General features: G+C 75.0%; 25 protein-coding genes and 1 riboswitch. Of the genes, 16 read left to right on the top strand and 9 right to left on the bottom strand.

The window, feature by feature from the left end:
• Positions 1-63: 63 nt before the first annotated feature.
• The 5 genes from rpe to H2O74_RS08265 all read left to right on the top strand — a co-directional run bounded on the left by rpe (position 64) and on the right by H2O74_RS08265 (position 3499).
• A complete protein-coding gene (gene rpe / locus H2O74_RS08285) occupies positions 64-729 on the top strand; it encodes a ribulose-phosphate 3-epimerase (RefSeq protein ID WP_182113944.1) in 666 nt (221 codons plus the stop codon).
• 79 nt (positions 730-808) lie between these two features.
• A riboswitch (FMN riboswitch) is annotated at positions 809-970 on the top strand.
• Positions 971-1127: 157 nt separating this feature from the next.
• Positions 1128-1853 carry a nicotinamide riboside transporter PnuC gene (gene pnuC / locus H2O74_RS08280; RefSeq protein WP_182113943.1) on the top strand — a complete coding sequence of 242 codons (726 nt, stop codon included), beginning with the start codon at positions 1128-1130 and terminating at the stop codon, positions 1851-1853.
• 11 nt (positions 1854-1864) lie between these two features.
• A complete protein-coding gene (locus H2O74_RS08275) occupies positions 1865-2128 on the top strand; it encodes a phosphoribosyl-ATP diphosphatase (protein WP_182113942.1) in 264 nt (87 codons plus the stop codon).
• A gap of 56 nt (positions 2129-2184) precedes the next feature.
• On the top strand, positions 2185-3036 hold the full coding sequence (gene hisG, locus H2O74_RS08270) for an ATP phosphoribosyltransferase (RefSeq protein WP_182113941.1): 852 nt from the start codon (positions 2185-2187) through the stop codon (positions 3034-3036).
• A gap of 1 nt (position 3037) precedes the next feature.
• The gene (locus tag H2O74_RS08265) at positions 3038-3499 is read left to right on the top strand and encodes a PH domain-containing protein (protein WP_255491865.1); all 462 of its coding nucleotides are present in this window, start codon (positions 3038-3040) and stop codon (positions 3497-3499) included.
• Positions 3500-3509: 10 nt separating this feature from the next.
• On the opposite strand, the gene H2O74_RS08260 is transcribed toward H2O74_RS08265, so the two are convergent.
• Positions 3510-4646, bottom strand: a complete 1137-nt coding sequence (locus H2O74_RS08260) for a DUF3866 family protein (RefSeq protein WP_182113940.1) — start codon at positions 4644-4646, stop codon at positions 3510-3512.
• Between the two features lie 33 nt (positions 4647-4679).
• Between H2O74_RS08260 and H2O74_RS08255 the strand changes: the two genes are divergently transcribed.
• The 8 genes from H2O74_RS08255 (at position 4680) to lnt (ending at position 14650) form a co-directional block, all read left to right on the top strand.
• Positions 4680-5714, top strand: coding sequence for a YafY family protein (locus H2O74_RS08255; RefSeq protein ID WP_182113939.1), 1035 nt, complete (start codon positions 4680-4682; stop codon positions 5712-5714).
• Positions 5707-6687 (top strand): YafY family protein, encoded by a 981-nt coding sequence (locus H2O74_RS08250; protein WP_182113938.1) that lies wholly within the window; start codon positions 5707-5709, stop codon positions 6685-6687. The genes H2O74_RS08255 and H2O74_RS08250 overlap by 8 nt, the downstream gene beginning before the upstream one ends.
• Before the next feature lie 9 nt (positions 6688-6696).
• On the top strand, positions 6697-7014 hold the full coding sequence (locus H2O74_RS08245; RefSeq protein WP_182113937.1) for a hypothetical protein: 318 nt from the start codon (positions 6697-6699) through the stop codon (positions 7012-7014).
• Between the two features lie 62 nt (positions 7015-7076).
• Positions 7077-7373 (top strand): Sec-independent protein translocase subunit TatA, encoded by a 297-nt coding sequence (gene tatA, locus H2O74_RS08240; RefSeq protein ID WP_182113936.1) that lies wholly within the window; start codon positions 7077-7079, stop codon positions 7371-7373.
• A gap of 46 nt (positions 7374-7419) precedes the next feature.
• Positions 7420-8163, top strand: a complete 744-nt coding sequence (gene tatC, locus H2O74_RS08235; RefSeq protein WP_182113935.1) for a twin-arginine translocase subunit TatC — start codon at positions 7420-7422, stop codon at positions 8161-8163.
• Positions 8164-8172: 9 nt separating this feature from the next.
• Complete coding sequence (locus H2O74_RS08230; protein WP_182113934.1) at positions 8173-11037, top strand: RNA helicase; 2865 nt, start codon at positions 8173-8175, stop codon at positions 11035-11037.
• A 21-nt stretch (positions 11038-11058) separates the two neighbouring features.
• Positions 11059-12711 (top strand): amidohydrolase, encoded by a 1653-nt coding sequence (locus H2O74_RS08225; RefSeq protein ID WP_182113933.1) that lies wholly within the window; start codon positions 11059-11061, stop codon positions 12709-12711.
• 346 nt (positions 12712-13057) lie between these two features.
• Positions 13058-14650, top strand: a complete 1593-nt coding sequence (gene lnt / locus H2O74_RS08220) for an apolipoprotein N-acyltransferase (RefSeq protein WP_255491864.1) — start codon at positions 13058-13060, stop codon at positions 14648-14650.
• Between the two features lie 115 nt (positions 14651-14765).
• On the opposite strand, the gene H2O74_RS08215 is transcribed toward lnt, so the two are convergent.
• The 4 genes from H2O74_RS08215 to H2O74_RS08200 form a co-directional block, all read right to left on the bottom strand.
• Positions 14766-15110: an RNA polymerase-binding protein RbpA gene (locus tag H2O74_RS08215; protein ID WP_182113931.1), complete on the bottom strand. Its 345-nt coding sequence runs from the start codon at positions 15108-15110 to the stop codon at positions 14766-14768.
• Between the two features lie 239 nt (positions 15111-15349).
• Entirely contained in the window at positions 15350-17506 is a 2157-nt protein-coding gene (locus H2O74_RS08210) for an ABC transporter ATP-binding protein (protein WP_182113930.1), read from the bottom strand.
• The gene (locus tag H2O74_RS08205) at positions 17506-18066 is read right to left on the bottom strand and encodes a heme-degrading domain-containing protein (RefSeq protein ID WP_182113929.1); all 561 of its coding nucleotides are present in this window, start codon (positions 18064-18066) and stop codon (positions 17506-17508) included. The genes H2O74_RS08210 and H2O74_RS08205 overlap by 1 nt, the downstream gene beginning before the upstream one ends.
• 56 nt (positions 18067-18122) lie before the next feature.
• Complete coding sequence (locus H2O74_RS08200) at positions 18123-19397, bottom strand: MFS transporter (RefSeq protein WP_182113928.1); 1275 nt, start codon at positions 19395-19397, stop codon at positions 18123-18125.
• A gap of 103 nt (positions 19398-19500) precedes the next feature.
• Between H2O74_RS08200 and H2O74_RS08195 the strand changes: the two genes are divergently transcribed.
• Positions 19501-20073 carry an MOSC domain-containing protein gene (locus tag H2O74_RS08195; protein WP_182113927.1) on the top strand — a complete coding sequence of 191 codons (573 nt, stop codon included), beginning with the start codon at positions 19501-19503 and terminating at the stop codon, positions 20071-20073.
• Positions 20074-20088: 15 nt separating this feature from the next.
• Here H2O74_RS08195 and H2O74_RS08190 read toward each other — a convergent pair whose 3' ends face one another.
• The gene (locus H2O74_RS08190; RefSeq protein ID WP_182113926.1) at positions 20089-22827 is read right to left on the bottom strand and encodes an HAD-IC family P-type ATPase; all 2739 of its coding nucleotides are present in this window, start codon (positions 22825-22827) and stop codon (positions 20089-20091) included.
• A gap of 183 nt (positions 22828-23010) precedes the next feature.
• Here H2O74_RS08190 and H2O74_RS16635 point away from each other — a divergent pair, with 183 nt between their 5' ends.
• The gene (locus H2O74_RS16635; RefSeq protein WP_255491863.1) at positions 23011-23253 is read left to right on the top strand and encodes a dihydrofolate reductase family protein; all 243 of its coding nucleotides are present in this window, start codon (positions 23011-23013) and stop codon (positions 23251-23253) included.
• 69 nt (positions 23254-23322) lie between these two features.
• Here the strand turns inward: H2O74_RS16635 and H2O74_RS08180 are convergent, their stop codons facing one another.
• Positions 23323-23877 (bottom strand): MarR family winged helix-turn-helix transcriptional regulator, encoded by a 555-nt coding sequence (locus H2O74_RS08180; protein ID WP_182113925.1) that lies wholly within the window; start codon positions 23875-23877, stop codon positions 23323-23325.
• A gap of 62 nt (positions 23878-23939) precedes the next feature.
• Between H2O74_RS08180 and H2O74_RS08175 the strand changes: the two genes are divergently transcribed.
• Entirely contained in the window at positions 23940-24653 is a 714-nt protein-coding gene (locus H2O74_RS08175) for an SDR family NAD(P)-dependent oxidoreductase (protein ID WP_182113924.1), read from the top strand.
• A 35-nt stretch (positions 24654-24688) separates the two neighbouring features.
• On the opposite strand, the gene H2O74_RS08170 is transcribed toward H2O74_RS08175, so the two are convergent.
• Positions 24689-25219, bottom strand: coding sequence for a GNAT family N-acetyltransferase (locus H2O74_RS08170; RefSeq protein WP_182113923.1), 531 nt, complete (start codon positions 25217-25219; stop codon positions 24689-24691).
• A 40-nt stretch (positions 25220-25259) separates the two neighbouring features.
• Complete coding sequence (gene arsM, locus H2O74_RS08165; RefSeq protein ID WP_182113922.1) at positions 25260-26021, bottom strand: arsenite methyltransferase; 762 nt, start codon at positions 26019-26021, stop codon at positions 25260-25262.
• Positions 26022-26071: the final 50 nt, after the last annotated feature.

Raw genomic sequence — 26071 nt, 5'->3', positions numbered from 1 at the left:
GTCCGCACCGACGGCGGGCGCGCGCCGGCGCCACCGGCTCTCGGTCTGCGACACACTGGCGCCATGGACGTCGTGATCTCGCCCAGCATCCTCTCCGCCGACTTCACCAACCTCGAGCGCGAGCTGGGGCGCATCGGCAGCGCCGACATGGTGCACGTCGACGTCATGGACAACCACTTCGTGCCCAACCTCACGCTCGGCCTGCCGGTGGTCGAGCGCATCGTGGCGGTCTCGCCGGTGCCGGTCGACACCCACCTCATGATCGAGGACCCGGACCGCTGGGCGCCCGGCTTCGCGGAGGCCGGCGCCGCGTCCGTCACCTTCCACGCCGAGGCCGCGCGGGCGCCGGTGCGGCTGGCGCGCGAGCTGCGACGCCTCGGTGCGAGGGCCGGCCTAGCGCTGCGCCCCGCGACGCCGGTCGAGCCCTTCCTGGACCTCCTGCCGGAGCTGGACATGCTCCTGGTCATGACGGTCGAGCCCGGCTTCGGCGGCCAGCCGTTCCTCGACGTCATGCTCCCCAAGATCCGGCGCGCCCGGCGGGCCGTGGAGCAGGCGGGCCTGGACGTCTGGGTCCAGGTGGACGGGGGCGTGTCCGCGAGCACCGTCGAGCGTGCGGCAGAGGCCGGCGCGAACGTCTTCGTCGCCGGCTCGGCGATCTACACGGCCGACGACGCCGCTGGTGCGATCGACGAGCTCCGGACGCTCGCCCGCGAAGCCCACGCGCACTGAGCCCACGCGCTGAGCCCACGCACTGAGCCGGACGTCCCACCGGGCCCCAGCGACGCTGTGGCACACTGTCGGCGAACTACTACGTGCTCCGGGGTCGGTGAAAGTCCGAGCCGGCGGTGACAGTCCGCGACCCGCCCACGACCGTGATCCGCACCACTCGGTGCGGGCCGCGATCGAGGGCGGTTGACCTGGTGGAACTCCAGGACCGACGGTGAAAGTCCGGATGGGAGGAAGCACGTGGCGTCAGCGACGGCACTTTCTGGTGCCGGCGCGACGTCGACGCGACCCGTCGCGCACCCCCGGAGCTGACCGCCCGAGGGAGATGCCATGACGACCGCCGCAGCGCGCGCGCTCCGCAGCACGCCGCCCACGATCACCACCCCCCGAGGGGGCCGGCGATGATCGACTGGCTCTTCGACGCCCAGCTCACGATCGCCGGGTACCCCATCCTGTGGCGCGAGGTGATCGGCAACCTCTTCGGGCTCGCCTCGGCCGTCGGCGGCCTGCGCCGCCGGGTGTGGGCCTGGCCCGTCGGCATCGTGGGGAACGTGCTGCTCTTCACCGTCTTCCTCGGCGGCGTGTTCGACACGCCGCAGGCCAAGGACCTCTACGGGCAGGCCGGGCGACAGGTCTTCTTCGTCGCCGTCGCGGTCTACGGCTGGGTCCGGTGGCGGCAGGCCCAGGCCGAGGGCGGAGCGGACGGCGACGGCACGGCGATCGTGCCGACCTGGGCCGGGCGCCGGGGCCGCATCCAGCTCGTGGTGGCGGCCGCCGTCGGCACCGTGGTCTCCGCGCTCGTCTTCCAGGCCCTCGGCTCCTGGGGCCCGTGGGCCGACGCGTGGATCTTCACCGGGAGCTTCCTGGCCACCTACGGCATGGCCCGGGGCTGGACGGAGTTCTGGCTCATCTGGATCGCCGTGGACATCGTCGGTGTGCCGCTGCTCCTGCAGGCGGGCTACTACCCGTCGGCGTTCCTCTACGCGGTCTACGGCGCCGTCGTGCTCTACGGCTTCACCGTGTGGGTGCGGGCGCAACGCACCGGCCGGGCGCAGCAGATCACCGCGTCGTCCGGCGCGGGGACCCTCGCCGTGGACGGGGCCGCCGCCCGCGACCAGGGCGTCTAGGCTCTGACGTCGTGAAGACGTTCGACTCGCTGTTCGCCGAGCTGGCCGACAAGGCCGCCACCCGCCCCGCAGGCTCGGGCACGGTCGCCGAGCTGGACGCCGGCGTCCATGCGATCGGCAAGAAGATCGTCGAGGAGGCCGCCGAGGTGTGGATGGCCGCCGAGCACGAGGGGGACGAGCGGACGGCCGAGGAGATCTCGCAGCTGCTCTACCACCTGCAGGTGCTCATGATCGCCCGCGGCCTCACGCTCGAGGACGTGTACACGCACCTCTGACCGGTCCTGCGGCCGGCCCGTCAGCACCATCCAGCACCCACCACACCGAGGACCCCGTGCTCCGCATCGCCGTCCCCAACAAGGGATCCCTCTCCGAGCCCGCTGCCGAGATGCTGCGGGAGGCCGGCTACCGCCAGCGGCGCGACTCGCGCGAGCTCGTGCTGCCGGACCCGGACAACGACGTCGAGTTCTTCTTCCTGCGCCCCCGCGACATCGCGGTGTACGTCGGTGCCGGCACCGTCGACGTCGGCATCACCGGGCGCGACCTGCTGCTCGACTCGGCGTCGTCCGCGACCGAGCACCTGCGGCTCGGCTTCGCGCGGTCGACCTTCCGCTTCGCGGCGCCGGCGACCCAGGCGCTGTCGGGCGTGCGCGACGTGGCCGGACGGCGCGTCGCCTCGTCGTACCCCGTGCTCGTGGCGTCCCACCTGCGCGCCCACGGCGTGAGCGCCCAGGAGATCGTCCGGCTCGACGGCGCGGTGGAGACCGCGATCCAGCTGGGCGTGGCGGACGTCATCGCCGACGTCGTGGAGACCGGGACGACGCTGCGCGCCGCCGGCCTCGAGGTCTTCGGCGACCCGATCCTGCGGTCCGAGGCGGTCCTGGTCCGGCGGACCGACGTCGACGAGCCCGCCGGCCTGGACGTCCTGACCCGCCGGCTGCAGGGCGTGCTCACCGCCCGCCAGTACGTCCTCATGGACTACGACGTGCCCCTGGACCTCGTCGAGCAGGCCGTCGCGATCACGCCCGGTCTCGAGTCGCCGACCGTCTCGCCGCTGCACAACCGGGAGTGGGCCGCGGTCCGCGCCATGGTGCGCCGCGACGAGACCAACCGTGTGATGGACGCGCTGTACGACGTCGGCGCCCGGGCGATCCTCGTCACCTCGATCCACGCCTGCCGGCTCTGACGTGCGCGCACCCGACGACGAGCTGCACCGGCCCTTCCGGCCCCGCGCGGCGCGGGTGGTCTCGCTCGGCATGGCCGGCGCCGTGCTGGCGCTCATGGTCGCCATCGCGGTGCTCCTGCCGCGCGTCGCGCCGGACCGCCAGGCGCCGCTGGACCTCGTCGGGATCGTCGGCTTCGGCGTGCTCGTGGCCTGGTTCTGCTGGCGTCAGGCGAGCGTCGCCGCGGTCCCCGACCAGGACGGGCTCACGGTCCGGAACCTGCTGCTGACGCGGCGCGTGACCTGGGCCGAGATCGTCTCGGTGCGCTTCGGTCACGGCCGGGCGTGGGTCCAGCTCGACCTCGCCGACGGCGACACGCTCGCCGTCATGGGCGTCCAGCAGGCCGACGGCGCCCGCGCCGCGGCCGAGGCGCGGCGGCTCGCCACCCTCGTGGCGCGGCACAGCCCGACCTCGCGCGACGACTGACGGGCGCCGCTCAGGCGGAGGCTGCCGCGAGCCCCGCGGCGTGCACGCCCGCGGCGGCGGCGGCGAGGAAACCCTCCGGGTCCGCGTCCAGGCCCCGGCCCATCGTCGACAGCCTGACGGGGCTCTCGGCGAGCGCGGCGAGCAGCCGCGCGCCCGTGGGGATCTCCACGAGCCGGTGGCGTCCGGCCGGCGCGCACAGCGCCTGCGCCTGCGCGCGGACGTGCGCGAGGAAGGCTCCGCGGTCGCCGTCACCGGCCCCCGGGCCCTCCGGCACCGGCACGACGACGTCGGCGGGGGCGAGCGCGACGCGCCCGTAGGCGGTCAGGGAGTGGTGGGAGACGCCGCGGTGCCGCTCCCGTGCGTCGGCCCCGGAGACGCGCAGCGACGCGACGGCGCGCCCCCCGAGGGTCGCCGCGGCGTTCACGGCCTCGCCCGCCGCGACGCCGGAGAAGCCCCAGCGCGTGCCGGTGCCGAGGTTGCCGGGCCCCTGCGCCACGACCACGACGTCGGCGTCGAGCACGTGCCGGGCCGCGAGGAGCCCGGTGTGGACGGTGACGGCCTCGAGGTCGCCCCCGAAGGCCTGGCCCACCGTGACGCACGCGTCGATCCAGCCCGCGTCGCGCAGGCCCGCGACCGTCCGCGAGAACCACGCCGGCAGCGCGCCGCCGTCGGTCATGACGTACACGACCCGCGGCGCGGCCCGACCGGCGTCGGCGGCGGCCGCGCGCGCCCCCGCGACGACCGCGGGCAGCGCGGAGTGCAGGTCCGCGACCACGACCGGCAGGCCGGCCAGGTCGTCCGCGTCGGCCAGGAGCGCGTGGTGCCCCGACTCCTGCTCGTCGACGCCCAGCACCATGGCCTGCAGGGGGGTGTACCGCGCCTTGACGAGGTGCCCCGGGCCGGCGGGCGGGTCCGGCGGCAGGGCGTCCGGCAGCGCCACGACCAGCGCGTAGCCGCCTGTCCCCAGGCCGCGGACCTGCGCGGAGACGTTGAGCAGCACCCGGTCGCCGGCCTGCGGCTCGCCCACCAGGGCAGGGTGCGCCAGCGCCTTGAGCTGCGCGCCGTCGTCGGTGCGGACCGCGAGCTCGACGGCTCCCGTCCACGACGCGCCGCGCGACACCACCGTTGCCGAGCGCCAGGAGATCACGCATGCACGCTACCGGCCGCTAGCGTGGTGCCGATGCCCGACGCCCTGCCTCCCGCCGAGCGGCTGCTCAACCTCGTCATCGCGTTGGTGAACACCCAGCACCGCATGACCAAGGAGCAGATCCGCACCTCCGTCGCGGGCTACGACCACGCGGCGTCGACCGACGCGTTCGAGCGCATGTTCGAGCGCGACAAGGAGACGCTGCGCGAGCTCGGCATCCCCGTCGTGACGGTGACGAGCGCCGCGCACGGCGACGACCTCGGGTACCGCGTGGACCCCGACGCGTACGCCCTGCCGCCCATGGAGCTGTCCGCGGCCCAGCTCGGTGTGCTGGCGCTGGCGGCGGACTTCTGGCAGGGGCAGGTGCTGCGCTCGGACGCGGCCCGCGGCCTGACCAAGCTGCGCGTCGTCGGCGCGACGCCGTCCGAGGCCGACACGGTCGCCGGGCTCTCGCCGCGCCTCAACCCGGCGGGCCCGGCGCTCGCACCCCTGCTCGACGCCGCGCACGACCGCCAGGTCGTCACCTTCACCTACCGGACGGCGAGCACGGGCGAGGTGCGCCGCCGCGTCGTCGAGCCCTGGCGTCTCGTCGCCAGCCGCGGGGGCTGGTACCTCGTCGGCCACGACCGCGACCGCGCGGGCGCGCGCGTGTTCCGGCTCAGCCGCATCGAGGGGCCCGTGCGCACCGTGGGACCGCCCGGCGCGTTCACGGTGCCCACCGGCACCGACGCGCGCGAGCTGGTCGCGGTCGCGCAGCGCGGTGAGGAGCGCGTCGCCTGGCTCGCCGTGGCGGCCGACCGGGCCGGCGCCCTGCGGGCCCGGGCGGCTCGGCACGCCGCCGAGGTCGCCCACGCCGAGCCGCCGCCGGACCTGCCGCCCGCGCCGCCGGGCACCGACGTCGTCGCGCTGCCGTACACCCGCACGGCCGAGCTCGCCGAGGAGGTCACCGGCTACACCGACGGCGTCGTCGTGCTCGCGCCGTCCTCGCTGCGGGACGCCGTCGTGCGGCGCCTGCGCGCGGCGGTCGAGATGGGGGAGCGGCTCGCGCCGGAGGTGACCCGTGGCTGAGCGCACCCCGGAGCGGCTCGTCCGCCTGCTCGGCATGGTGGCCTACCTGGACCGGACCCCCGGCGTGAGCGTGGACGAGGTCGCGGCGCACTTCGGCGTGACGCCGCAGCAGGTGCTCGCCGACGTCGACACGCTGTGGATGTCCGGCACGCCGGGCTACTGGCCGGACGACCTCATCGACTTCGACGCCGGCTCGCTCGAGTCCGGCGTGCTGCACCTGACGCAGGCGCGCGGCATGTCGCACGCGCTGCGGCTCGGCACGCGCGAGGCGGTCGCCCTCGTCGCCGCGCTGCGTGCCCTGCAGGAGGCCGTCGGCCCGGCCCTGGAGCCGGGGCAGCGCGAGGTGCTCGCGAGCACGCTGGCGACCCTGACGGCGGCCACCGGCGAGGCCGCGGCGACCGTCGACGTGCAGCTCTCGGTCGAGGCCGCGCCGGAGGTCGTCGCCACCGTGCGGCAGGCCCTCGCCGGCGGACGTCGTCTGCGCGTGCGCTACGTCGACGCGGCGGACCGGCCCAGCGAGCGCGACGTCGACCCGTGGCAGCTCCTCACGAGCGACGAGCACTCCTACCTGCAGGGCTGGGACCGCGGCGTGGGCGGGGAGCGGCTCTTCCGGCTGGACCGCGTGCTCGCGGCGGAGGTGCTCGACGAGCCGGCCGAGCGGCGCCCGGAGCGCCTGCCGGAGGCGACGTTCCGCCCGCGGGAGGACCACCAGCGCGTCGTGATCGAGCTGGAGGGCAGCGCACGCTGGGTCGCCGAGCAGCTGCCGGTGGAGGACACCGAGGAGCTCGCCGACGGCGGCTTCCGGGTCACGCTGCGCGTCGGGTCGCCCGCGTGGCTGCGCCAGCTCCTGCTGCGGGTGGCACCGCGGGTCCGCGACGTCGACCCGGTCGACGCCGCGACGGACGCCGCCGACGCCGCCCGGCGCGCGCTCGCCGCGTACGAACCGGCCGAGGGCGGACCAGGGGCCCGCTAGCCTGTCCCGGTGCTCTGGTTCAGCGTGTGGACGCTCCTCGTCATCGGCACGCTCGTCGGCGCGTTCTTCCTGGGACGGCGCCTCTACCGCTCGGGCAAGGCCCTGGTGCTGGAGCTCAGCCGCGCGACCGAGGTGCTCGCACAGGTGGCCGAGCGGGCGGAGCAGCTCGCCCCGGCGGCCACCGAGCCCGCCCCGGTCGACCTCGCCGACCTCGACGCCGCCCGCGCCCGGCGCGACGCGACCCGCGTCGCGACCGCGCGCCGCCGCGAGGCGCGCGCGCAGCGTCACGAGGCCGCCTACCGGCGCTGGCAGGCGCTGTCGCGCTGAGGCCCGGACGTGGCCCGGGCCGCGACGGCTAGCATGGAGGCCAACGATCGGAAGGGACTGACGTGAACCTGCGCGGCTGGGAGTGGCTGATCCTCCTCGCGATCGTCCTGCTCCTGTTCGGGGCCCGGCGCCTGCCGGACCTCGCGCGGAGCGTCGGGAAGTCGATGAAGATCTTCCGGTCCGAGGTCAAGGACATGCAGCAGGACCACCCGGCGGCGGGCAGCGGCGTCCCCCCGGTCACCACGCCGCCCACGCCGAGCACCACGTACCCCGTCGACGCGCCGCCCGTGACCACGCCACCCCCCGCCACCACGCCGCCGCGCGTGAGCGACGACGACGGTGAGTCGCGCCGCGCCTGAGGCTGCGCGCCGGCGGCGCGGCCCGCGGCGCACCGCGGACGGCCGCATGCCGCTGCGCCAGCACATCCGCGAGCTCCGCAACCGCGTCCTGCTCGCGGCGGCCGGCGTCGTCGTCGGCGCGGCCGTCGCGTGGCTCTGGTACGTGCCCCTGTTCGAGCTGCTCCAGGAGCCGGTGGTCGAGCTCGCGGCCGCGCGCGGCGACCTCATCACGCTGAACTTCGGCGGCGTCGCCACACCGCTCGACCTGCAGATCAAGGTCTCGCTCTTCGCGGGCGCGATCGTGACCAGCCCGTGGTGGATCTACCAGCTCTGGGCGTTCGTCGCGCCGGGCCTCACGCGCCGGGAGCGCTGGACGACTGTCGGCTTCGTCTGCGCCGGGGTCCCGCTGTTCCTCGTCGGCGGCGCCCTCGCGTGGTTCCTCCTGCCCAAGGCCGTGGCCATCCTCAGCGGCTTCACGCCCCCGGGGGCCGCGAACCTCATCGACGCCCAGGGCTACCTCGAGTTCATCATGAAGATGGTGCTCGCCTTCGGCATCGCCTTCCTGCTCCCCGTCGTCATGGTCGGGCTCAACGCGGCCAACCTCGTGCGCGCCGACACCTGGCGCGCGGGCTGGCGGTGGGCGGTGCTGCTGTCCTTCGTCTTCGCGGCGGTCGCGACGCCGACCGCCGATGCGATCTCGATGTTCGCGCTCGCCATCCCCATGTGCGCGCTCTACGTCCTCGCCCTGGGCCTCTGCGTGCTGCACGACCGCAGGGCGGACCGACGGGCCGAGGCGCTCACCGCTGCCTAGGCTGGAGCCATGTCCTCCCCGGCCGAGCGGTACGCGGCGTCGCGCCGCCGGGCCGCCTTCCAGCGCAGCGAGCTCGCCGCCTTCGCCGAGGGCTACCCCTTCGGTCTGGACCCCTTCCAGCTCGAGGCCTGCGGGGCGCTCGAGGGCGGGCGCGGTGTGCTCGTCGCGGCACCGACGGGCGCCGGCAAGACGGTCGTGGGCGAGTTCGCCGTCCACCTCGCGCTCCAGCAGGGCCGCAAGGCGTTCTACACGACGCCGATCAAGGCGCTGAGCAACCAGAAGTACGCCGACCTGGCCCGGCGCCACGGGGCGCAGAACGTCGGCCTCCTCACGGGCGACACCACGGTCAACGGCGACGCCCCGGTCGTCGTCATGACGACCGAGGTGCTGCGCAACATGCTCTACGCGGGCTCCCGCGCCCTGGACGGCCTGGGCTACGTCGCGATGGACGAGGTGCACTACCTGGCCGACCGCTTCCGTGGCCCGGTCTGGGAAGAGGTGATCATCCACCTGCCCGACGACGTGCAGCTCGTCTCGCTGTCCGCCACGGTCTCCAACGCGGAGGAGTTCGGCGACTGGCTCACGATGGTCCGCGGCGACACGGCCGTCGTGGTCAGCGAGACGCGCCCCGTGCCGCTGTGGCAGCACGTCCTGGCGGCCGACGCGCTGTACGACCTCTACGCCGGCCACGTCGACCCCACGGCGCCGGGGGTGGACCCGCCCATCAACCCGGACCTCGCCGTCGCGCTGCGGCGCGTCGACCGCGCCGACGGCTCCCGCGGCCCGGGGGACCGCGGGTACCGGGGCGGGGGCCGCGGACGGCCGCAGACCCGCGGCGCCGCCCGCCTGGGAGCCCGGCGACCGCCGCCGCGGTTCGCCGTCGTCGAGCAGCTCGACGACGCCGCCCTGCTGCCCGCGATCTACTTCATCTTCTCCCGCGCGGGGTGCGCCGCCGCGGTGCAGCAGTGCCTGCGCGCCGGCCTGCGGCTCACCACGGCCGAGCAGGAGGCGCAGATCCGCGCCGTGGTCGAGGAGCGGTGCGCGGCGATCCCGCGCCAGGACCTGGCGGTGCTCGGGTTCTGGGAGTGGAGCCAGGCGCTCGAGCGGGGGATCGCCTCCCACCACGCCGGGCTCCTGCCGCTGTTCAAGGAGACGGTCGAGGAGCTGTTCTCGCGCGGCCTGGTCAAGGTCGTCTTCGCCACCGAGACCCTGGCGCTGGGCATCAACATGCCGGCCCGGTCGGTCGTGCTGGAGAAGCTGACCAAGTGGGACGGCTCCGCGCACGTCGACATCACGCCGGGGGAGTACACCCAGCTCACCGGACGCGCCGGGCGCCGGGGCATCGACGTCGAGGGGCATGCCGTCGTCGTGGACCACGGCGGGCTCGACCCCGTGGCGCTGGCAGGGCTGGCGTCGCGCCGGACCTACCCGCTGCGCTCGAGCTTCCGGCCCACCTACAACATGGCCGTCAACCTCGTCGCCCAGGTCGGACGCGACCGCGCGCGCGAGGTGCTCGAGACGAGCTTCGCGCAGTTCCAGGCCGACCGCGCCGTCGTCGGCCTGGCACGCCAGGCGAAGGCCCACGCCGAGGCGCTCGAGGGCTACGCCGCAGCGATGACGTGCCACCTCGGCGACTTCGCGGAGTACGCGGACCTGCGCCGCAAGGTCGCGGACCGGGAGCAGTCGCTGTCCCGCGAGGCCGTCCGGGCCCGGAGGTCCGAGGTGCTGACCAGCCTGCAGCAGCTGCGCGCGGGCGACGTCGTGGAGATCCCGGTCGGACGCCGGGCAGGCTTCGCGGTCGTGCTCGACCCCGGGCGGGACGCGGGCCTCGACGGCCCGCGGCCCACCGTCCTGACGGGGGAGCGGAAGGTGCGCGTGCTGAGCGTCGGGGAGCTCGCGGGCGGGGTGCGCACCGTGACACGCGTGCGCATCCCCAAGGGCTTCGCGCCGCGCAACCCCGGGTCCCGGCGAGACCTGGTCTCGGCGATGAACACCGCCCTCGCCGAACCGCCGAAGGGCGGCGCCGCCGCGGAGCGCCCGCGGGGCCGGGGGAGGAACGGCTCGGCCGCCGCGGACGACGCGACCCTCGCCGACCTCCGACGGCGGCTGCGCAACCACCCCTGCCACGGCTGCTCCGAGCGCGAGGAGCACGCCCGGTGGTCCGAGCGGTACCACCGGCTCAAGCGCGAGCACGACGCGCTCGTGCGCCGGATCGACGGCCGCACGAGCTCGATCGCGCGCATCTTCGACCGGATCTGCGACGTGCTCACCGAGACCGGCTACCTGGAGCTGGTGACCGACGAGCACCGGACGGACGCCGAGGCGGTGGCCGGCCCCGCGCGGGGACCGGCCCGCACGCGCGTGACCGACGCCGGGCAGTGGCTGCGGCGGCTGTACGCGGAGAGCGACCTCCTGGTCGCGGAGTGCCTGCGCACCGGCATCTGGGACGGGCTCGACGCGCCGGCGCTCGCCGCGGCCGTCTCGGGCGTCGTCTTCGAGGCGCGGCGCGAGGAGCGGGACGCGGCACCTCCCGTGCCCGGTGGACCGCAGGGCAGGCTCGCCCAGGCGCTCGACGCCACGGTGCGCGCCTGGTCGCGGCTCGAGGACATCGAGCTCGCGCACGGGCTCGGCGCCACCCGTCCGCTGGACTTCGGGCTCGTCGAGCCGATCCATCGCTGGGCGAGCGGCCGAGGGCTGGCGACGGTGCTCCAGGGCACGGACCTGGCCGCCGGCGACTTCGTGCGGTGGTGCAAGCAGGTGGTCGACCTGCTCGACCAGATCGCCCAGGCGGCGCCGACGCCGACGACCCGCGCCGCCGCCCGGCGCGCCGTCGACCAGGTACGCCGGGGGGTCGTCGCGTACAGCTCCGTCTGAGGCCTGCGATACGTTCGGCCCGTGGCCAGCACCCTCTACCGCAACGGCGTCATCCACTCCGCGGCCGACCCGTTCGCCGAGGCCGTCCTCGTCGCCGACGGGCAGGTCGCGTGGCTCGGCAGCGAGGCGACCGTCCACACGGTCCTCGACGGGGTCGACGAGGTGGTCGACCTCGACGGTGCGCTCGTGACGCCCGCCTTCGTCGACGCGCACGTGCACGTCCTCCAGACCGGCGGCGCGCTGCGGTCCGTGGATCTCGGCGCCGGATCGGGCGTCGCGACCCTCGCGGCGGCGCTCGGCACGGTCGCGGACGCGGCCCGGCGCGCGCGCGACCTCGGTCCCTCCTCACCCCTGGTGGGGCGCGGCTGGGACGAGACGTCGTGGCCGGAGAACCGCCCGCCGACGCGTGAGGAGCTCGACCGGGTGGGCGAGGGCGCGCCCGTCGTGCTCCTGCGCACGGACGTCCACTCGGCCGTGGTCTCCTCGTCGTTCGCGCGCGTGGCCGGGTGCGACACGCTGCCGGGGTGGCGCCACGACGGCCTCGTGACGGGGGAGGCCCTCGACCGCGCCATGACGGTGGTCAACGCCGGCATGCGCGCGGACCGCGATGCCCTGCACCGGGCCGCGCTGGAGGCCGCGGCCGCAGCGGGGATCGCCTCGGTGCACGAGCACAGCATGCCGAGCAGCGACGAGCTCGACGACCTCGTGCGGCTGCTCGAGATCTCGCGCGACCCCGCCGGCGGCCTGCCGCTCGTCGTCGGCTACCGGGCCGAGCTCTGCGCGACCGAGGACGACGCCCGCTCGCTCCTGGCACAGGTGCCCGGACTGACCGGCATCGGCGGCGACCTGTGCGTCGACGGGTCCTTCGGCTCCCGCACGGCGGCTCTCCGCGCCCCGTACGCGGACCTGGCGCCGGGCGCCGCGGGGGCGAGCGGGGAGCTCTACCTGAGCGCCGAGGAGGTCGCGGCCCACCTCGCGGCCGTCGGCCGGGCCGGGAAGCACGCCGCCTTCCACGTCATCGGCGACCGCGCCATGGAGGAGGTGCTGCAGGGCTTCGAGCTCGCCGCCGACGCGGAGGGCTCCATCGCCGTCCGGGGCGGGCGGCACCGGATCGAGCACGCGGAGATGGTCGACGCCCGCGCGCTCGCCGCCATGGTGCTCTTCGGCGTCGTCGCCAGCGTGCAGCCGGCGTTCGACGCCCGCTGGGGCCACCCGGGCGGCATGTACGCGCGCCGGCTCGGGGCGACGCGCGCCGCCGGGCTCAACCCCCTCGCCGACCTCGCGGCCGCCGGCGTGCCGCTCGCCCTCGGCTCCGACAGCCCGGTGACCCCGTTCGACCCGTGGGGTGCCGTGCGCGCGGCGATCGAGCACCACGACCCGGGGCAGCGCGTCTCGGCGCGCGCGGCGTTCCGGGCGCACACGCGCGGGGGGTGGCGCGCGGCGGGCCTGGACCACACGGGCGCCGGCGAGATCCGCCTCGGTGCGCCCGCGACGCTCGCCGTGTGGCGGGCCGACAGCCTCGCGGTCCAGGCACCGGACGGACGCGTCGCGGCGTGGAGCACGGACCCCCGCGCGGGTACGCCCTTGCTGCCGGAGCTGGGCCCCGACGTGGCGCCGCCGCGGTGCCTGCGGACGCTGCGCGACGGCGTCGTGCTGCACGACGAGCTCGGCTGAGGAATCGTCGCGACACGCCGACGGACACGCCGTCCGGCGAATCTCACCCCCTCGCGCGGACGTCCGGATGACCTGCGGCGATGGTCGTGACCTGCGCTTTCGTCGGCTTGACGGAGCGTGGTGAGCCGGTAGGTTTTCGGGTGTTCCTCCCCGCGGTTCGCGGACCCGGTCGCCCTCGAGGCTGATCGGTCCGCCCCGGTCGAGGGCACCGGCTTGGCCCGCATGTTCAGTAGACAACGGGCGTCGTGTCCCTCGGGGGGCGACGTCCGGTCCGAAGGACATGCGGGCCGGTCGGTCGGTGCCGCGGGGGAGCACGACCGCTCTGCCGCGCGGTTACCCTGGAGGCGTGCCCTTCGCCCCTCCCCGCCGGATCACCAGCCTGATCCTGGCCGTCGTGGCGGGCCTGGTGTGCGACGCGAGCTTCCCCGGCCTCGGGCTCTGGCCCCTGAGCCTCGTCGCCGTCGCCCTGCTGTTCATCGCCTTCGGGCGCGACAGCGCGCGCTGGAACTTCCTCGTCGGGCTGACCTTCGGCCTGGCGTTCTTCCTGCCCCACCTCACCTGGATCCAGGGCTCGGTGGGCGAGATCCCGTGGGCCGCCCTGTCCCTCGTCGAGGCAGCGTTCGTCGGCCTCGTGGGTGCCGCGTGGGCGTGGGCCCGGCGCGGTGCCGTCATCTGGTCGGCCCGGAGGCTCCAGGTCCCGGCGTTCGCGCTGATCTGGGTGGCCGCCGAGGAGGCGCGGCAGGTGCTGCCGTTCGGCGGCTTCCCCTGGGGACGGCTCGCCTTCGCCCACGCGGACTCGCCGCTCGGCCGTTGGGCGTGGGCGGGCGGTGCGCCGCTGGTCTCGCTGCTCGTCGTGGTCGGTGGCGTGATCGTGGCCTTCGCCCTCCTGGCGCTGCGCCGCATCGACGTCGGGGCCGCCAGCGGCTACCTCATCGTGGCGGCAGCGCTCGTGGGCAGCGGCTGGCTGCTGCCGCTGGGCTCGGCGCCCGACGCCGGCCGGCTCGAGGTGGGCGCCGTGCAGGGGAACGTGCCCGACCGAGGCCTGGACTCGTTCCAGCAGGCGCGCGAGGTGCTCGACAACCACGTCGCGGGGACGTACGCCCTGCTGGACGTCGTCGCGCCGGGAGACCTGGACCTGGTCGTCTGGCCCGAGAACGGCTCCGACATCGACCCGACCGTCGACGAGGCGGCCGGCGCCGCCGTGCAGGGAGCGGCCCGGGCGCTCGACGCGCCGCTGCTCGTCGGGACGCAGGAGTTCCCGGCCGACGGCGGTCGGCTCAACATGTCCCAGCTCTGGGACCCCGAGCTCGGCGTGGTGGACCGTTACGCGAAGCAGCACCCCGCGCCGTTCGCCGAGTACGTGCCCATGCGCGACGTCGCCCGCCGCTTCTCGGACGCGGTCGACCGCGTGAGCACGGACATGGTCCCCGGGCAGGGCGTCGGGCTCATCGAGCTGGAGTCCCCGCGCCTGGGCCGCACCGTCGGCCTCGCGGACGTCATCTGCTTCGAGGTCGCGTACGACGGCATCGTGCGCGACGCCGTCCAGGCCGGGGGAGAGGTGCTCCTCGTCCAGACGAACAACGCGACGTTCGGCCGCTCCGACGAGTCCACCCAGCAGCTCGCGATGAGCCGCCTGCGGGCCATGGAGCACGGGCGGGCCACCATCCAGATCTCCACCGTGGGTGTCAGCGGGGTCATCACGCCCAACGGCGTGCTGACGCAGACGACGGGGCTCTTCACGGCCGAGCAGATGGTCGCCTCGCTCCCGCTGCGCACCGAGCTCACGCCGGCGACGCGCTACGGCGACGCGATCGCGTGGGTGCTGCGGGTGCTCGGGCCGATCACGGTCGTCGCGGGCATCGCCGGGGCCCGCCGCATCCCGCGCGCGGACCGGCTCGCCGCCGCGGACGCCCCGCGCACGGCCCAGCGCGTGCGCTGACACCCCGTCCCGCGCCAGGACAGCGCGTGCCGCGGCGAGGGCCGCGGGTCGGCACGACATGACGAAGGCCGCCACCCCGTGGGGTGGCGGCCTTCGGTCGCGCTGGTGACCGCCGTCAGGCGGAGCGGCGCAGCTTCCCGGCGCGCAGCAGCTCGAGGCGCTCGGTCAGGAGCTCCTCGAGCTCTCCGACCGTGCGGCGCTCGAGCAGCATGTCCCAGTGGGTGCGGGGCGCCTTGCCGGCCTTGGGCTCGGGCTTGCTGGCGTCCCGGAGGAGGGCCTCCTCGCCGCAGCGGCACTCCCACACGACCGGCACGTCCGCCTCGGCCGAGAAGGGCAGGATGATCGTGTGCCCGTTGGGGCAGTCGTAGTACGCCTGGAACCGCGGGGCGAACTCCACGCCCACGTCCGACTCCATGCTGTGGGCACCGATGCGCATACCGCGCAGTGATCGGTCAGCCATCGCGTGACCTCCTTGGCCGCTGGGCGGGCAGAGAGGATCACTCCCGCCCGGTGGGTCTGTCTGTCGTCCTGCACTCTCAACGCGCCCGCCGCCACCGGTGTTCCGGCGGGTCGTGAAGGTCCGGTGAACGTGCCACCACCGCCGCGGTGAACCGGCGCCGCGGCTGCGGTCCACCGTCCCGCGGGCGCCGTCGCCCTGCAACTCGGGAGCCCGGGGACGTCGTCGCGGGCCGTTCGACCTCAGCGCTCGGGGTGCCCGGGCTGCGCGAGGACGACGCCGTCGGTGAACATCACCCCGTCCGCGAAGCGCGCCTCGACGCTGCCGCCACCGAACTGCTCGGCGTACAGCCGCGCGTACAGACCGCCCGTCGCGAGCAGCTCGTCGTGCGTCCCGCGCTCCGCGATGCGTCCCGCGTCGACCACCACGATGACGTCCGCGTGCCGGATCGTGGAGAGGCGGTGCGCGATGGCGATCGTCGTCCGCCCCGCCATGACCTGGTTCAGCGCCTGCTGCACCAGCCGCTCCGACGCGGTGTCCAGCGCCGAGGTCGCCTCGTCGAGGATGAGGATCCTCGGGTCCTTGAGCAGCACGCGCGCGATCGCCAGCCGCTGCTTCTCACCGCCGGAGAGCCGGTACCCGCGCTCGCCCACGGTCGTGGCGTAGCCCTCCGGGAACGCCATGATCCGGTCGTGGATGTTCGCCGCCCGGGCCGCGGCGGCCAGCTCGTCGTCGCTCGCGTCCGGGCGCGCGTAGCGGAGGTTGTCCCCGATGCTCGCGTGGAAGAGGTACGGGTCCTGCGTGACCATCCCGACGGCGTCCGCGACGGAGGCCAGCGTGAGGTCGCGGACGTCGTGGCCGTCGATGAGGACAGCACCGGAGTCGACCTCGTAGAGCCGGGGGACGAGGTAGCTCAACGTCGTCTTGCCTGCGCCGGAGGGGCCGACGAACGCCGCCAGCTGGCCGGGCTCGATGCGCAAGGACACGCCGCGCACCGTCCACGTGCGGCCGGGTCCCGGCCCGTCGGCCGGGGAGTGGTCCGACGCAGAACCGTCCGTCGGGGAGCCGTCCGGCCCGGAGCCCTCGGGCGCGCCGTCGCCGACCGGGCGGAGGCTCCCGTGGCCGCCCGCCGGCGTGCCGGCGGACCGCGGGCGCTCGACGGCCGCGGCGGGCGGGTGGCCCCCGCCAGCCAGCACCACGCCGCCGCCCATGGCCGCGTACCCGAGCATCGCGCCGCGGCCGCCGCCCATCCCCATGCCGCCCCCGCGTGGCAGGGGACCGGGCGCGGGCGCGACGAGCGTCGGCGGAGGCGGGTAGGAGAACCAGACGTCCCGCAGCTCGACCTCGCCCCGGATGTCGTGGGTGGGCAGGGCGGTCGCGCCCTCGCGGTCGCGAATCGCGGGCACCAGGTCGAGGTACTCGAAGATGCGGCGGAAGAGCGCGAGCGAGGTGGTCACGTCGAGCGCCACCCGCATGAGCGAGACCATGGGCATGAGCAGGCGCGCCTGGAGCGTCGAGAACGCCACGAGCGTGCCCGCGGAGATCTCGGTGCCGCCCTCCAGCATGTAGCCCGAGGCGAGGTAGACGAGCGCGGGGGTGATCGCCATGAACGCCGTGACGACGCCGAAGAAGCCCTGTCCGGCCATCGCCTGGCGCACCTGGAGCCGCACCTGCCGGTCGTTCTCCTCCCGGTACCGCGCGACCTCGGCGTCGGACCGGTTGAAGACCTTGCTCAGCAGGACGCCCGAGACGCTCAGCGCCTCCTCGGTGATCGCCGTCATGTCCGACAGCGACTCCTGCGTCTGTCGCGCCAGGACCTGACGCCGCGCGCCCACCCGCCGCTGAAGCACCAGGAAGACGGGCATGAGCACGATCGCGATCAGGGTGAGCTGCCACGAGAGCAGCACCATCGCGACGAGGGACGCGATGACGGTGACGGAGTTGGACAGGATGCTCGCGGCCGTCGTGGTGAGGACCGACCGGACCCCGCCGACGTCGTTGGCGAGGCGCGACTGGATCGAGCCGGTCTTGGTGGCGGTGAAGAACGCCAGCTCCATGCGCTCGAGGTGCTCGAACAGCCGGCCCCGCAGGTCAGCCATCGCCTTGTTGCCCACGGACGTCGTCAGGTAGGTCTGGCCGACGCCGATCGCGGCGCTCACCAGCGGGACGGCGATCATCGCGGCGACGAGGATGCCGAGCAGGCGCAGGTCGACGCCGCCGCCGTCCACGGGGTACAGCGCGCGGTCGAACACGGCCTGGGTGAGGAACGGCGTGACGATGCCGAGCCCGGCGCCGACGACGATGGTCACCGCGACCAGCACGAGCTGCGCGCGGTACGGGCTCAGGAGGCCGCCGACCCGCCGCAGCAGCGGGCCGGTGTCCGAGGGTGCCGCTGCCATCAGCGCCCGGTCCCGGCCCCGTCGCTCGTGGCCGCGTGCTGCGCGCGGCACATCTCGTCGAGGGCCTCGACGACGAGCGCGTGGTCCTGGGCCTGGGGGAGGCCGGAGACCGTGACCGTGCCGACGATGCCGACGTCGCGCACCGTCAGGGGGAAGGAGCCGCCGTGGGCGGCGTACTCCTGCACCGGCAGGCCGGACTCCTCCGCGAACGTGCGGCCGTTGCGGCGCGCGCGCAGCCCGAGGAGGAAGGACGGCGCGCCGAAGCGGTTCACCACGCGGCTCTTGCGCTCGACCCACGTGTCGTTGTCGGGCGTCGTGCCGGGCAGCGAGGCGTGGAACAGCTGGTGGCCGTGCCGGCGGATGTCGACGGTGATCGGCAGGCCGCGCTCCCGGCCCAGCGTCACGAGCCGCAAGCCGAGGGCCCAGGCGTCGTCGTTGTCGAACCGGGTCAGGACCAGCGTCCGCTGCTGCTCGAGCACCTCGGCGATGAGCAGGTCCACCTCCGCCGCCGGGTCGGGCGTCGCGCTGGCCTGCGGGTCGTGCGTGCCGGGTGCGGCCATCGGTCCTCCTGGTGATCGGGTGTCCAGCCTGCCGCACGGCACCGACAGGCGCCGACTCACGGCTCCGGGGAGCGCGCGTCGTACTGCCAGAAGCGCCGCTGCGTGAGGGCCAGCACGAGGACCAGCACGGCGCAGGCGAGCCCGCCCGCGACGGCGGCGAGCCACTCGGTGGTCGCCTCGCCGACCCAGCCCAGCAGGAGGTCGCCCAGCCGGGGTCCGCCGGCGACGACCACGATGAAGATGCCCTGGAGGCGCCCGCGCATCGCGTCCGGCGTCGCCGACTGCAGTATGGTCTGGCGGAACACGGAGCTGATCGTGTCGGCGGCCCCCGCCACGACCATGCACCCGGCGGCCGCCCACACGAGCGGCCCGGCGCCGCCGTCGGCCGGCGGAGCGGGGGAGCCCGCCACCACCGCCCCGAACGCGACGACGGCCAGGCCCCACCCCACGATCGCCACGACGACCGCCCGACCCTGCCGGTGGACGCCCCCGAGCGGCCCGGAGAAGAGTCCGGCCAGGACGGCGCCCGCGGCGATGCCCGCGGTCAGGACGCCGACGGTCGCCGCGCCGCCGCCGAGCATGGTCGCCGCGATCGCCGGGAAGAGCACCCGCGGCATCGCGAGGACCATCGCCGTGAGGTCGACGAGGAACGTCATCCGCACGTTGGGTCGCGTGCGCAGGAAGCGCAGGCCCTCGAGGACCGACCCGAGGCCCGCGCGGCGCACGTCGCCCTCGGGCGGCAGGGGCGGCAGCGCCGAGAGCGTGAGCAGCGCGACCACCAGGAGCACCGCCTCGATCCCGTAGGTCCACGTGTAGCCGACGCCCGCCACCAGGGCACCGGCCGCCAAGGGCCCGACGGTCGCGCTGAGCCCGTGCGCGAGGCCGCCCAGCGCGTTCGCCGCGGGCAGGAGGTGCGCCGGGACCAGGCGCGGGATGGCGGCGGTCCGGGCCGGCGAGCTGACGGCGAAGCAGGCGTTCTGCAGCGCGACCAGCGCGTAGAGCACCCGCACGTCCTCGAGCCCGGCGGCGGCCTGGCCGACGAAGCCGAGCGAGACGACGGCCAGGCCGACGGCGGTCAGCAGCACGACCCGGCGGCGGTCGTGGGCGTCCACCAGCGCGCCGCCGTAGAGCCCCAGCAGCAAGAGGGGCACGAGGGCGGACAGGCCCACGAGCCCGACGCTGAAGGTGGAGCCGGTCAGGTCGTACACCTGCAGGCCGACCGCGACGGTCGTCAGGTGGGTGCCGACGGCCGAGAGCGACGTGCCGGCCCACATCCAGCGGTACGCGCGGCTGACGCGCAGCGGCGTGAGGTCGACGAGCAGGCGGGCCACTGGCCCCATTCTCCCGGATGCCGGGGGACGGCCGCTGTCGCGTGCGGTGGCTGAGACGGTGCCGCGCGCGACGGCCGGGCCGGGCGGGGGAGAGGATGGGCGGGTGCCCGCGCCCCACCGCTACGACGTCGAGATCCTGCACCTCCTGGTCTCCCCGGCGCACGCCTACTTCGGGCGGGCGCGGGACGGGGCGGCGGACGTGCCGACGACGGACGCGGACCGCGTCGACCTGGTCGCGGGCAAGGGCATCGTGGGCGACCGGTTCTTCGGCAAGGCCGCGCACATGGACGCCGCGGTGACGCTGCTCGCCGTCGAAGGGCTCGAGGCGATGGCGGCCGAGCTGGGGACGGCGCCGTTCGACCCGCTGCTGACCCGGCGCAACGTCGTCCTGCGGGGTGCCCACCTGGCGCCGCTGCTGGGGGAGGAGCTCGTGCTGGAGTCCCGGGGCACGTCGGTCCGGCTGCGGGCCGGCCGTCCGGCGAACCCGTGCGCCTGGATGGACCGCGTGCTGGCTCCCGGCGCGCACGCGGCGATGCGGGGGCGCGGGGGAGTGCGGTGCCAGGTGCTGACGGGCGGCGCGCTCCACCGGGGACCGGCCGTGCTGCTCAGTCCCGTGGAGCTCGACCCGGCGCGCGCCGGCGAGGCGGCCGTGCGTCGCGCCTCGCGCCTGCCGTAGGGCCCGCGTCGGCGTTCAGCGGCTCCGGGTGCCTGCGCGCCGGATCGCAGCCTTGGCGAGCTCCATCACCAGGAAGACCAGCACGGCCAGACCGGCCGTCAGTGCCCAGCTGTGCGCGCCGATCGGCGCGGAACCGAACCAGGTGTTCATGAACGGCGCGTAGGTGAACACCAGCTGGAGCACCAGCAGCGCCCCGGCGGACACCCACAGGCCGCGGTTGCCGGTGAGCACCCTGGTCGTGAGCGCCGACCCGTTGAGCAGCCGGCAGTTGAGGAGGAAGCCCAGCTGCCCGAGCCCGAGCATCATCACCGCCGCCGTCTGGGCCACGGCGTAGTCCCCGGTGCGGTCGCGCTCGAGGAGGAAGACCACCAGCGTCGCGGTCCCGATCACGACGGACGCGACCAGCACGACGGCGAGCGCCGTCGGTGAGAGCACCTGCTCGGTCCTCGACCGTGGCGGGCGCCGCATGATGCCCGGCTCCGCGGGCTCGCCGGCCAGCGTGAGCGAGAGGGTGAGCGCGGTGGCGAGGTTGATCCACAGGATCTGTACGGGGGAGAGGGGCAGCGTGAGCCCGGTGAGCACGGCGACGAGGATCACCAGCGACTGGGCGCCGTTGGTGGGCAGCAGGAACACGACCGCCTTGCGGATGTTGTCGTAGATCCGCCGGCCCTCCTCGACCGCGCGCTCGATGGTCGCGAAGTTGTCGTCCGCCAGGACGATGTCCGCGGCCTCCTTGGTGGCCTCGGTGCCCTTGATCCCCATGGCGATGCCGACGTCGGCCCGTGTGATCGAGGGGGCGTCGTTGACGCCGTCGCCCGTCATCGCGACGACCTCCCCGTGCGACTGCAGCGCCCGCACGATCCGCAGCTTGTGCTCGGGCGACGTGCGGGCGTACACGTCGACGTCGCGCACGACGTCGCGCAGCGCATCGTCGTCCATCGCCTGGAGCTCCGCGCCCGTCAGGGCGCGCACGTCGCCCTCGCCCCCGACGATGCCGAGCTCGCGGGCGATCGCCGTCGCCGTGCCCCTGTGGTCGCCGGTGATCATCTTCACGCGGATCCCCGCGGCGTGCGCCTCGGCGATCGCGGCGGTCGCCTCGGGCCGCGGGGGGTCGACGATGCCGACGACGCCCAGGAAGGTGAAGCCGCCGTCGAGGTCGTCCAGCGCGATCGCGTCGACCCCGTCGGCCGGTCGCACGGCCGCCGCGAGGACGCGCAGACCACGGCTCGACAGGGCGTCGACCCGCTCCTCCCACGCCGCCCTGTCGAGCGGTGCGGTGCCGCCCTGCACCGACTCGGTGTCCGACCGGGCGAGCAGCGGGCCCGGGGCACCGACGAGGTGCACCACCCGCGTCGTGAGACCAGGCGGCGACGCGACCGGCAGCTGGTCGAGGGTCGCCGAGAACTTGTGGGCCGAGTCGAACGGCACGGAGTCCAGTCGCGTCGAGCCGCCGGTGCGCGCGCCCGCCTTGACGGCGAGGACCTCCAGGGCGCCCTCCGTCGGCTCTCCGACGAGGCGCCAGCCCGCCTCGGTGCGCTCGACGCGGGCGTCGCCGCCGAGTCCGGCGGCCAGCACCAGGGCCGCCAGGTCGGGGTGGTCCGCCACGTCGGCCGCCTCGCCGTCGGACGTCACCAGCCGGCCATGGGGGTCGTACCCGGTGCCCTCGACGGCGTAGGTGCCCCCGGTCGTGACGACGGTGCGGGCGGTCATCTCGTTCTGGGTGAGCGTGCCCGTCTTGTCCGAGCAGATCGTCGTCGTCGACCCGAGCGTCTCGACCGCCGCCATCCGGCGGGCGATCGCGCGGCGCCGGGCCATCTGCTGGACCCCCAGGGCCAGCGTGATCGTCACCAGCGCGGGAAGGCCCTCCGGCACGGCGGCGACCGCGAAGCCGATCGCCGCGGAGATCAGGTCCTCGGCGCCGAGCCCGTGCACGAACCTGCCCACCAGCAGCATGACGACGGCGAGCACGCCGATGAGGACGGAGAGCTGGGCGCCCAGGCGGGCGAGCTGGCGCGACAGCGGGGTGTCGAGCGTCTCCTGCTCGCTCACCAGCGTGGAGATGTGGCCGATCTCGGTGTCCGCGCCGGTGGCCACGACCACGCCCTCGCCGTTGCCGGTGGTGGCCAGGGTCCCGGAGTACAGCATCGAGGTCCGGTCGCCGAGGTCGGCGCCGGAGGGCACCGCGTCGGGGGACTTGGTCACCGGCACGGACTCGCCGGTCAGGGCCGACTCGTCGACCTGGAGCCGGACCGAGGCCAGCAGGCGCACGTCGGCGGGGACCCGGTCGCCGCCGCGCACGCGGACCACGTCGCCGACGACGAGGGTCGCGGCGTCGACCACGCCCCAGTCGCCCCCGCGGCGCACCTGCGCGTGGAGGGACTGCATGGTGCGGAGCCCCGCCAACGCCGACGCGGCCCGGCCTTCCTGGACGAAGCCGATCAGCCCGGTCGCCACGATGACCACGACGATGACCACGAAGTCGACCCAGTCCTGCGTGAGCCCCTTGAGCACGGCCGCGGCGACGAGGATGTAGATCAGGACGTCGTCGTACTGGCGCAGCAGGCGCCGCAGCACCGAGGGCTTCGGCGGCTCGGGCAGCTCGTTGCGGCCGTCGCGCTCCAGGCGCCTGCCGGCCTCGGCTGCCGGCAGCCCGCTCGACGAGCTCTCGACGGCGTCCAGCACCTCCGGCGCGGGAAGCGACCACGGCGCCGGTGGCGCCGCGAGGCGCGGGTGGTCGGGTGTGGCGGTGGCCATGCAGCCACGATCCACCACGGGGACCCATGGGGCGAGCCCGCCCAGAGGCTCGGCACCGAGGTGCCAGATGTGATCATGAGCCCCCTGAGCACTGGCAGGCCGCGGAGAAGGTCGTCTACTCGACGACGCTCGAGCAGGTCCAGCGCGCGGACCAGGGTCGAACGCACGTTCGATCCTGCGGCGGTGCGCCGGCTGAAGCTCGAGGCGGAGCACGACCTGACGATCGACGGTCCGACGCTCGCCGCCCAGGCGATCAGAGCGGGCCTGGTGGACGAGTACCACCTGTTCATCACGACGAGCGTCGTGGGCGGCGGCACGCGGATCTTCCCGGACGGCGTGCGACTCGACCTGGAGCTCGTCGAGGAACGGCGCTTCGGCAGCGGACTGATCTACGCGCAGTACCGGACGGGCGGCGGGTCGACGTGAGCCCTCGGTGACCTTCGCGGCCGCCGGGGTCGCCGCGCACCCGTGTAGCCGATAAGGGACATTATGTCATTACGCTGGCGGGCTCCCCGTCTCTGTTCGGCGGCCAGGGCCGTGCCGCCCGTCCTGTGCCACTCCCCGCATCGTGCCGAGCCAGCGCCCGAGGAGGCTCTCGAGCTGGTTCAGCTCGGCGTCGCTGAGGCCGGCGCTCAGCAGGTCGTCGACGGCGAGCACCTGCGAGGCGCTGCGCTCGACCAGGCGGTGCCCGGCGTCCGTGAGCGCGACCTCGACGCGCCGGCCGGGTGCGGCGCGTCGCGTGACGTGTCCGTCCAGCTCGGCGCGCGCCACCCGCTGAGAGATGGCACCGGCGCTGACGAGGCAGCGATCCGCCAGCTGCCGGGTCGTGAGCACGTACGGCTCTCCCGCCCGCCTCAGGGTGCTGAGCAGGTCGAGCGTCGCCGCGTCGATGCCGAGGTCGCGCAGCACCGCCTCGCGGCCCTTCCGCAGCTCGGCCGCGACCGCCTTGGTGAGCCAGGTCGTGGCGACGGACCGCGTCGGCGCGCCGGGCAGCTCCCGCTCCCACGCGCGCGCGACGGCCTCGGGCCCCTCACGGGAATCTGTCGGCACGAGCTGGACCTCCGGTCGCGTGATCTGACATGTTTAGCACTAAACGTAGCGGAGGTGCGCGCATGAGCAGGACAGTCGTCGTGACCGGTGGCGGCCGAGGGATCGGCAAGGCCATCGCGGAGCGGTTCGTCGCCCTCGGCGACGACGTCGTGATCACGAGCCGGGCGGACGACGTCCACGACCAGGCAGGCCTGATCGGCGCGCGCGGCGTGCGCATGGACCTCGAGGACGTCGGCTCCGTCGCAGCCCTCCCCGCAGCCGTCGGTGCGGTGGACGTGGTGGTCAACAACGCCGGAGGCTTCGCGGGCGCTCCCCCGGGCCCGGCCTCGCCTCTCGAGGCGGTCGCCGCGCACTGGCGCCGCAGCCTGGCAGTCAACGTGGTGGGCGCGGCCCTCGTCGTCGCCGCGCTCGAGGACCGCATCGCCCCGGGCGGATCGGTCATCACCATCGGCTCGATCGGCGCGGAGTACGCCGGCAACCCGTACTCGGCCGCCAAGGCCGCGCTGCAGGCGTGGGGCGCGGGCCTGTCCGAGCGCCTCGGGCCACGCGACGTCACCGTCAACACCGTGGCGCCGGGGTACGTGGAGGACACCGACCTCTTCGGCGGCCCCCTGGGCACGGAGCGACGCGCGGCCCAGATCGCACGGACGCACACGGGGCGGCCCGGCCGACCGAGCGACATCGCCGGCGTCGTGGTCTTCCTCGCATCCGCCGACGCGCGGCACATCACCGGGCAGACGATCCACGTCAACGGGGGCGCCCACACGACGCGGTGAGCAGGCGCCGGGTGAGGCCAGTGGTCCCCGCCGCCCTACGGCCGCAGGGCGGCGTAGAGCAGCATGTCCACCCGCCGGCCACCGATCACCTGGCGGCTGCGCAGGAGCCCCTCCCGCTCGTAGCCGGCGCGCTCGGCGGTGCGGACGGACGCGACGTTCCACGGCTCGATGTAGAGCTCGACCCGGTGCAGCTCCGGGAGGGTCCAGGCGAACGCGGTCAGCGCCGCCAGGGCGCTCCCAGCGACACCGCGGCCACGCTCGGCGGGCGCGACGCCGTAGCCGGCCGTACCGCGGCCCTGCTCGCGGTCCGCGAGCCACAGCCCGACCTGGCCGAGCGCCCGGCCGTCGCCGGCGTCGGCGATGCAGAACGAGTACCCGGCACCCGTGGCCCGTCGCTCCTCCTGACGCGCCATCCATTCGCGGGCCTGCTCGATCGTCGCCCCGGCGGCCAGCGAGCCGGTCAGCGCGGTGTACGGGTCGGTCGCGAGATCCCGGACCATGCCGACGTCCCGCGGCTCGAAGGCGCGCAGGTAGACGCCCCCCGACGACGGTGCGGGGGTCGGCATGGTCAGCACCCCGACAGTCTCCAGGGCGCGCGGGCTCAGGTCACTCCCCCGCCGCCGGCTTGCGGGCGCGCACGATCGCGCCGTGCATCCCGTCGGCCACGTCGTGCGTGAAGCGGACCTCGGCGTCGACGAAGCCTGCGGCCGCCAGCCCGGCCAGGTACTCCCCGCGTGACAGCGCCCCGGCGATGCACCCGACGTACGAGCCGCGCTCAGCCCGCTCCTCGGGGCTCAGGTGGTCCTCGGCGACCACGTCCGAGATGCCCACGCGCCCGCCCGGCACGAGCACGCGGAATGCCTCGGCCAGCACCGCGGGCTTGTCCGTGGACAGGTTGACGACGCAGTTCGAGATGACGACGTCGACCGCGGCGTCGTCCAGCGGCAGGTCCTCGATCGTGCCCTTGCGGAACTCGACGTTCGTCGCGCCCGCCTTGGCCGCGTTGGCGCGGGCCAGCTCGAGCATCTCGTCGGTCATGTCGACGCCGTAGGCGAACCCGGTCTCCCCCACCCGGCGGGCCGAGAGCAGCACGTCGATCCCGCCACCCGAGCCGAGGTCGAGGACGCGCTCGCCCTCGCGCAGCTCCGCGACGAGCAGCGGGTTGCCGCAGCCGAGCGACGCCGCCATCGCCTCGGCCGGCACGGCCGCCGCGTCCTCGGCGCCGTACAACGCCGCCCCGAAGCGCTCGTCGATCACCAGGTCCTCCGGCCCGCAGTCCCCGCCGCCGCAGCACCCCGCGTCGCCGCTCCCCTGCACCGCCGCCAGCGCGTAGCGGGTCCGGACCTGCTCGCGGATGTCCTGCACCATGACTCCTCCAAGGATCGATGAATCTCGATACCCGGAGCCTCGTCGTCATA

The organism is Actinotalea sp. JY-7876 (genome assembly GCF_014042015.1).
GTDB lineage: Bacteria > Actinomycetota > Actinomycetes > Actinomycetales > Cellulomonadaceae > Actinotalea.
The sequence above is the reverse complement of the archived record's forward strand: the minus strand, read 5'-3'. Positions and strand labels throughout refer to the sequence as shown.

Excerpts from the sequence above, each read along its gene's own strand:
- rpe (WP_182113944.1), top strand. The coding sequence starts at position 64 with ATGGACGTCGTGATCTCGCCCAGCATCCTCTCCGCCGACTTCACCAAC.
- pnuC (WP_182113943.1), top strand. The coding sequence starts at position 1,128 with ATGATCGACTGGCTCTTCGACGCCCAGCTCACGATCGCCGGGTACCCC.
- H2O74_RS08255 (WP_182113939.1), top strand. The coding sequence starts at position 4,680 with ATGCCCGACGCCCTGCCTCCCGCCGAGCGGCTGCTCAACCTCGTCATC.
- tatC (WP_182113935.1), top strand. The coding sequence starts at position 7,420 with ATGCCGCTGCGCCAGCACATCCGCGAGCTCCGCAACCGCGTCCTGCTC.
- H2O74_RS08230 (WP_182113934.1), top strand. The coding sequence starts at position 8,173 with ATGTCCTCCCCGGCCGAGCGGTACGCGGCGTCGCGCCGCCGGGCCGCC.
- H2O74_RS08215 (WP_182113931.1), bottom strand. The coding sequence starts at position 15,110 with ATGGCTGACCGATCACTGCGCGGTATGCGCATCGGTGCCCACAGCATG.
- H2O74_RS08210 (WP_182113930.1), bottom strand. The coding sequence starts at position 17,506 with ATGGCAGCGGCACCCTCGGACACCGGCCCGCTGCTGCGGCGGGTCGGC.
- H2O74_RS08205 (WP_182113929.1), bottom strand. The coding sequence starts at position 18,066 with ATGGCCGCACCCGGCACGCACGACCCGCAGGCCAGCGCGACGCCCGAC.
- H2O74_RS08190 (WP_182113926.1), bottom strand. The coding sequence starts at position 22,827 with ATGGCCACCGCCACACCCGACCACCCGCGCCTCGCGGCGCCACCGGCG.
- H2O74_RS08175 (WP_182113924.1), top strand. The coding sequence starts at position 23,940 with ATGAGCAGGACAGTCGTCGTGACCGGTGGCGGCCGAGGGATCGGCAAG.
- H2O74_RS08170 (WP_182113923.1), bottom strand. The coding sequence starts at position 25,219 with ATGCCGACCCCCGCACCGTCGTCGGGGGGCGTCTACCTGCGCGCCTTC.
- arsM (WP_182113922.1), bottom strand. The coding sequence starts at position 26,021 with ATGGTGCAGGACATCCGCGAGCAGGTCCGGACCCGCTACGCGCTGGCG.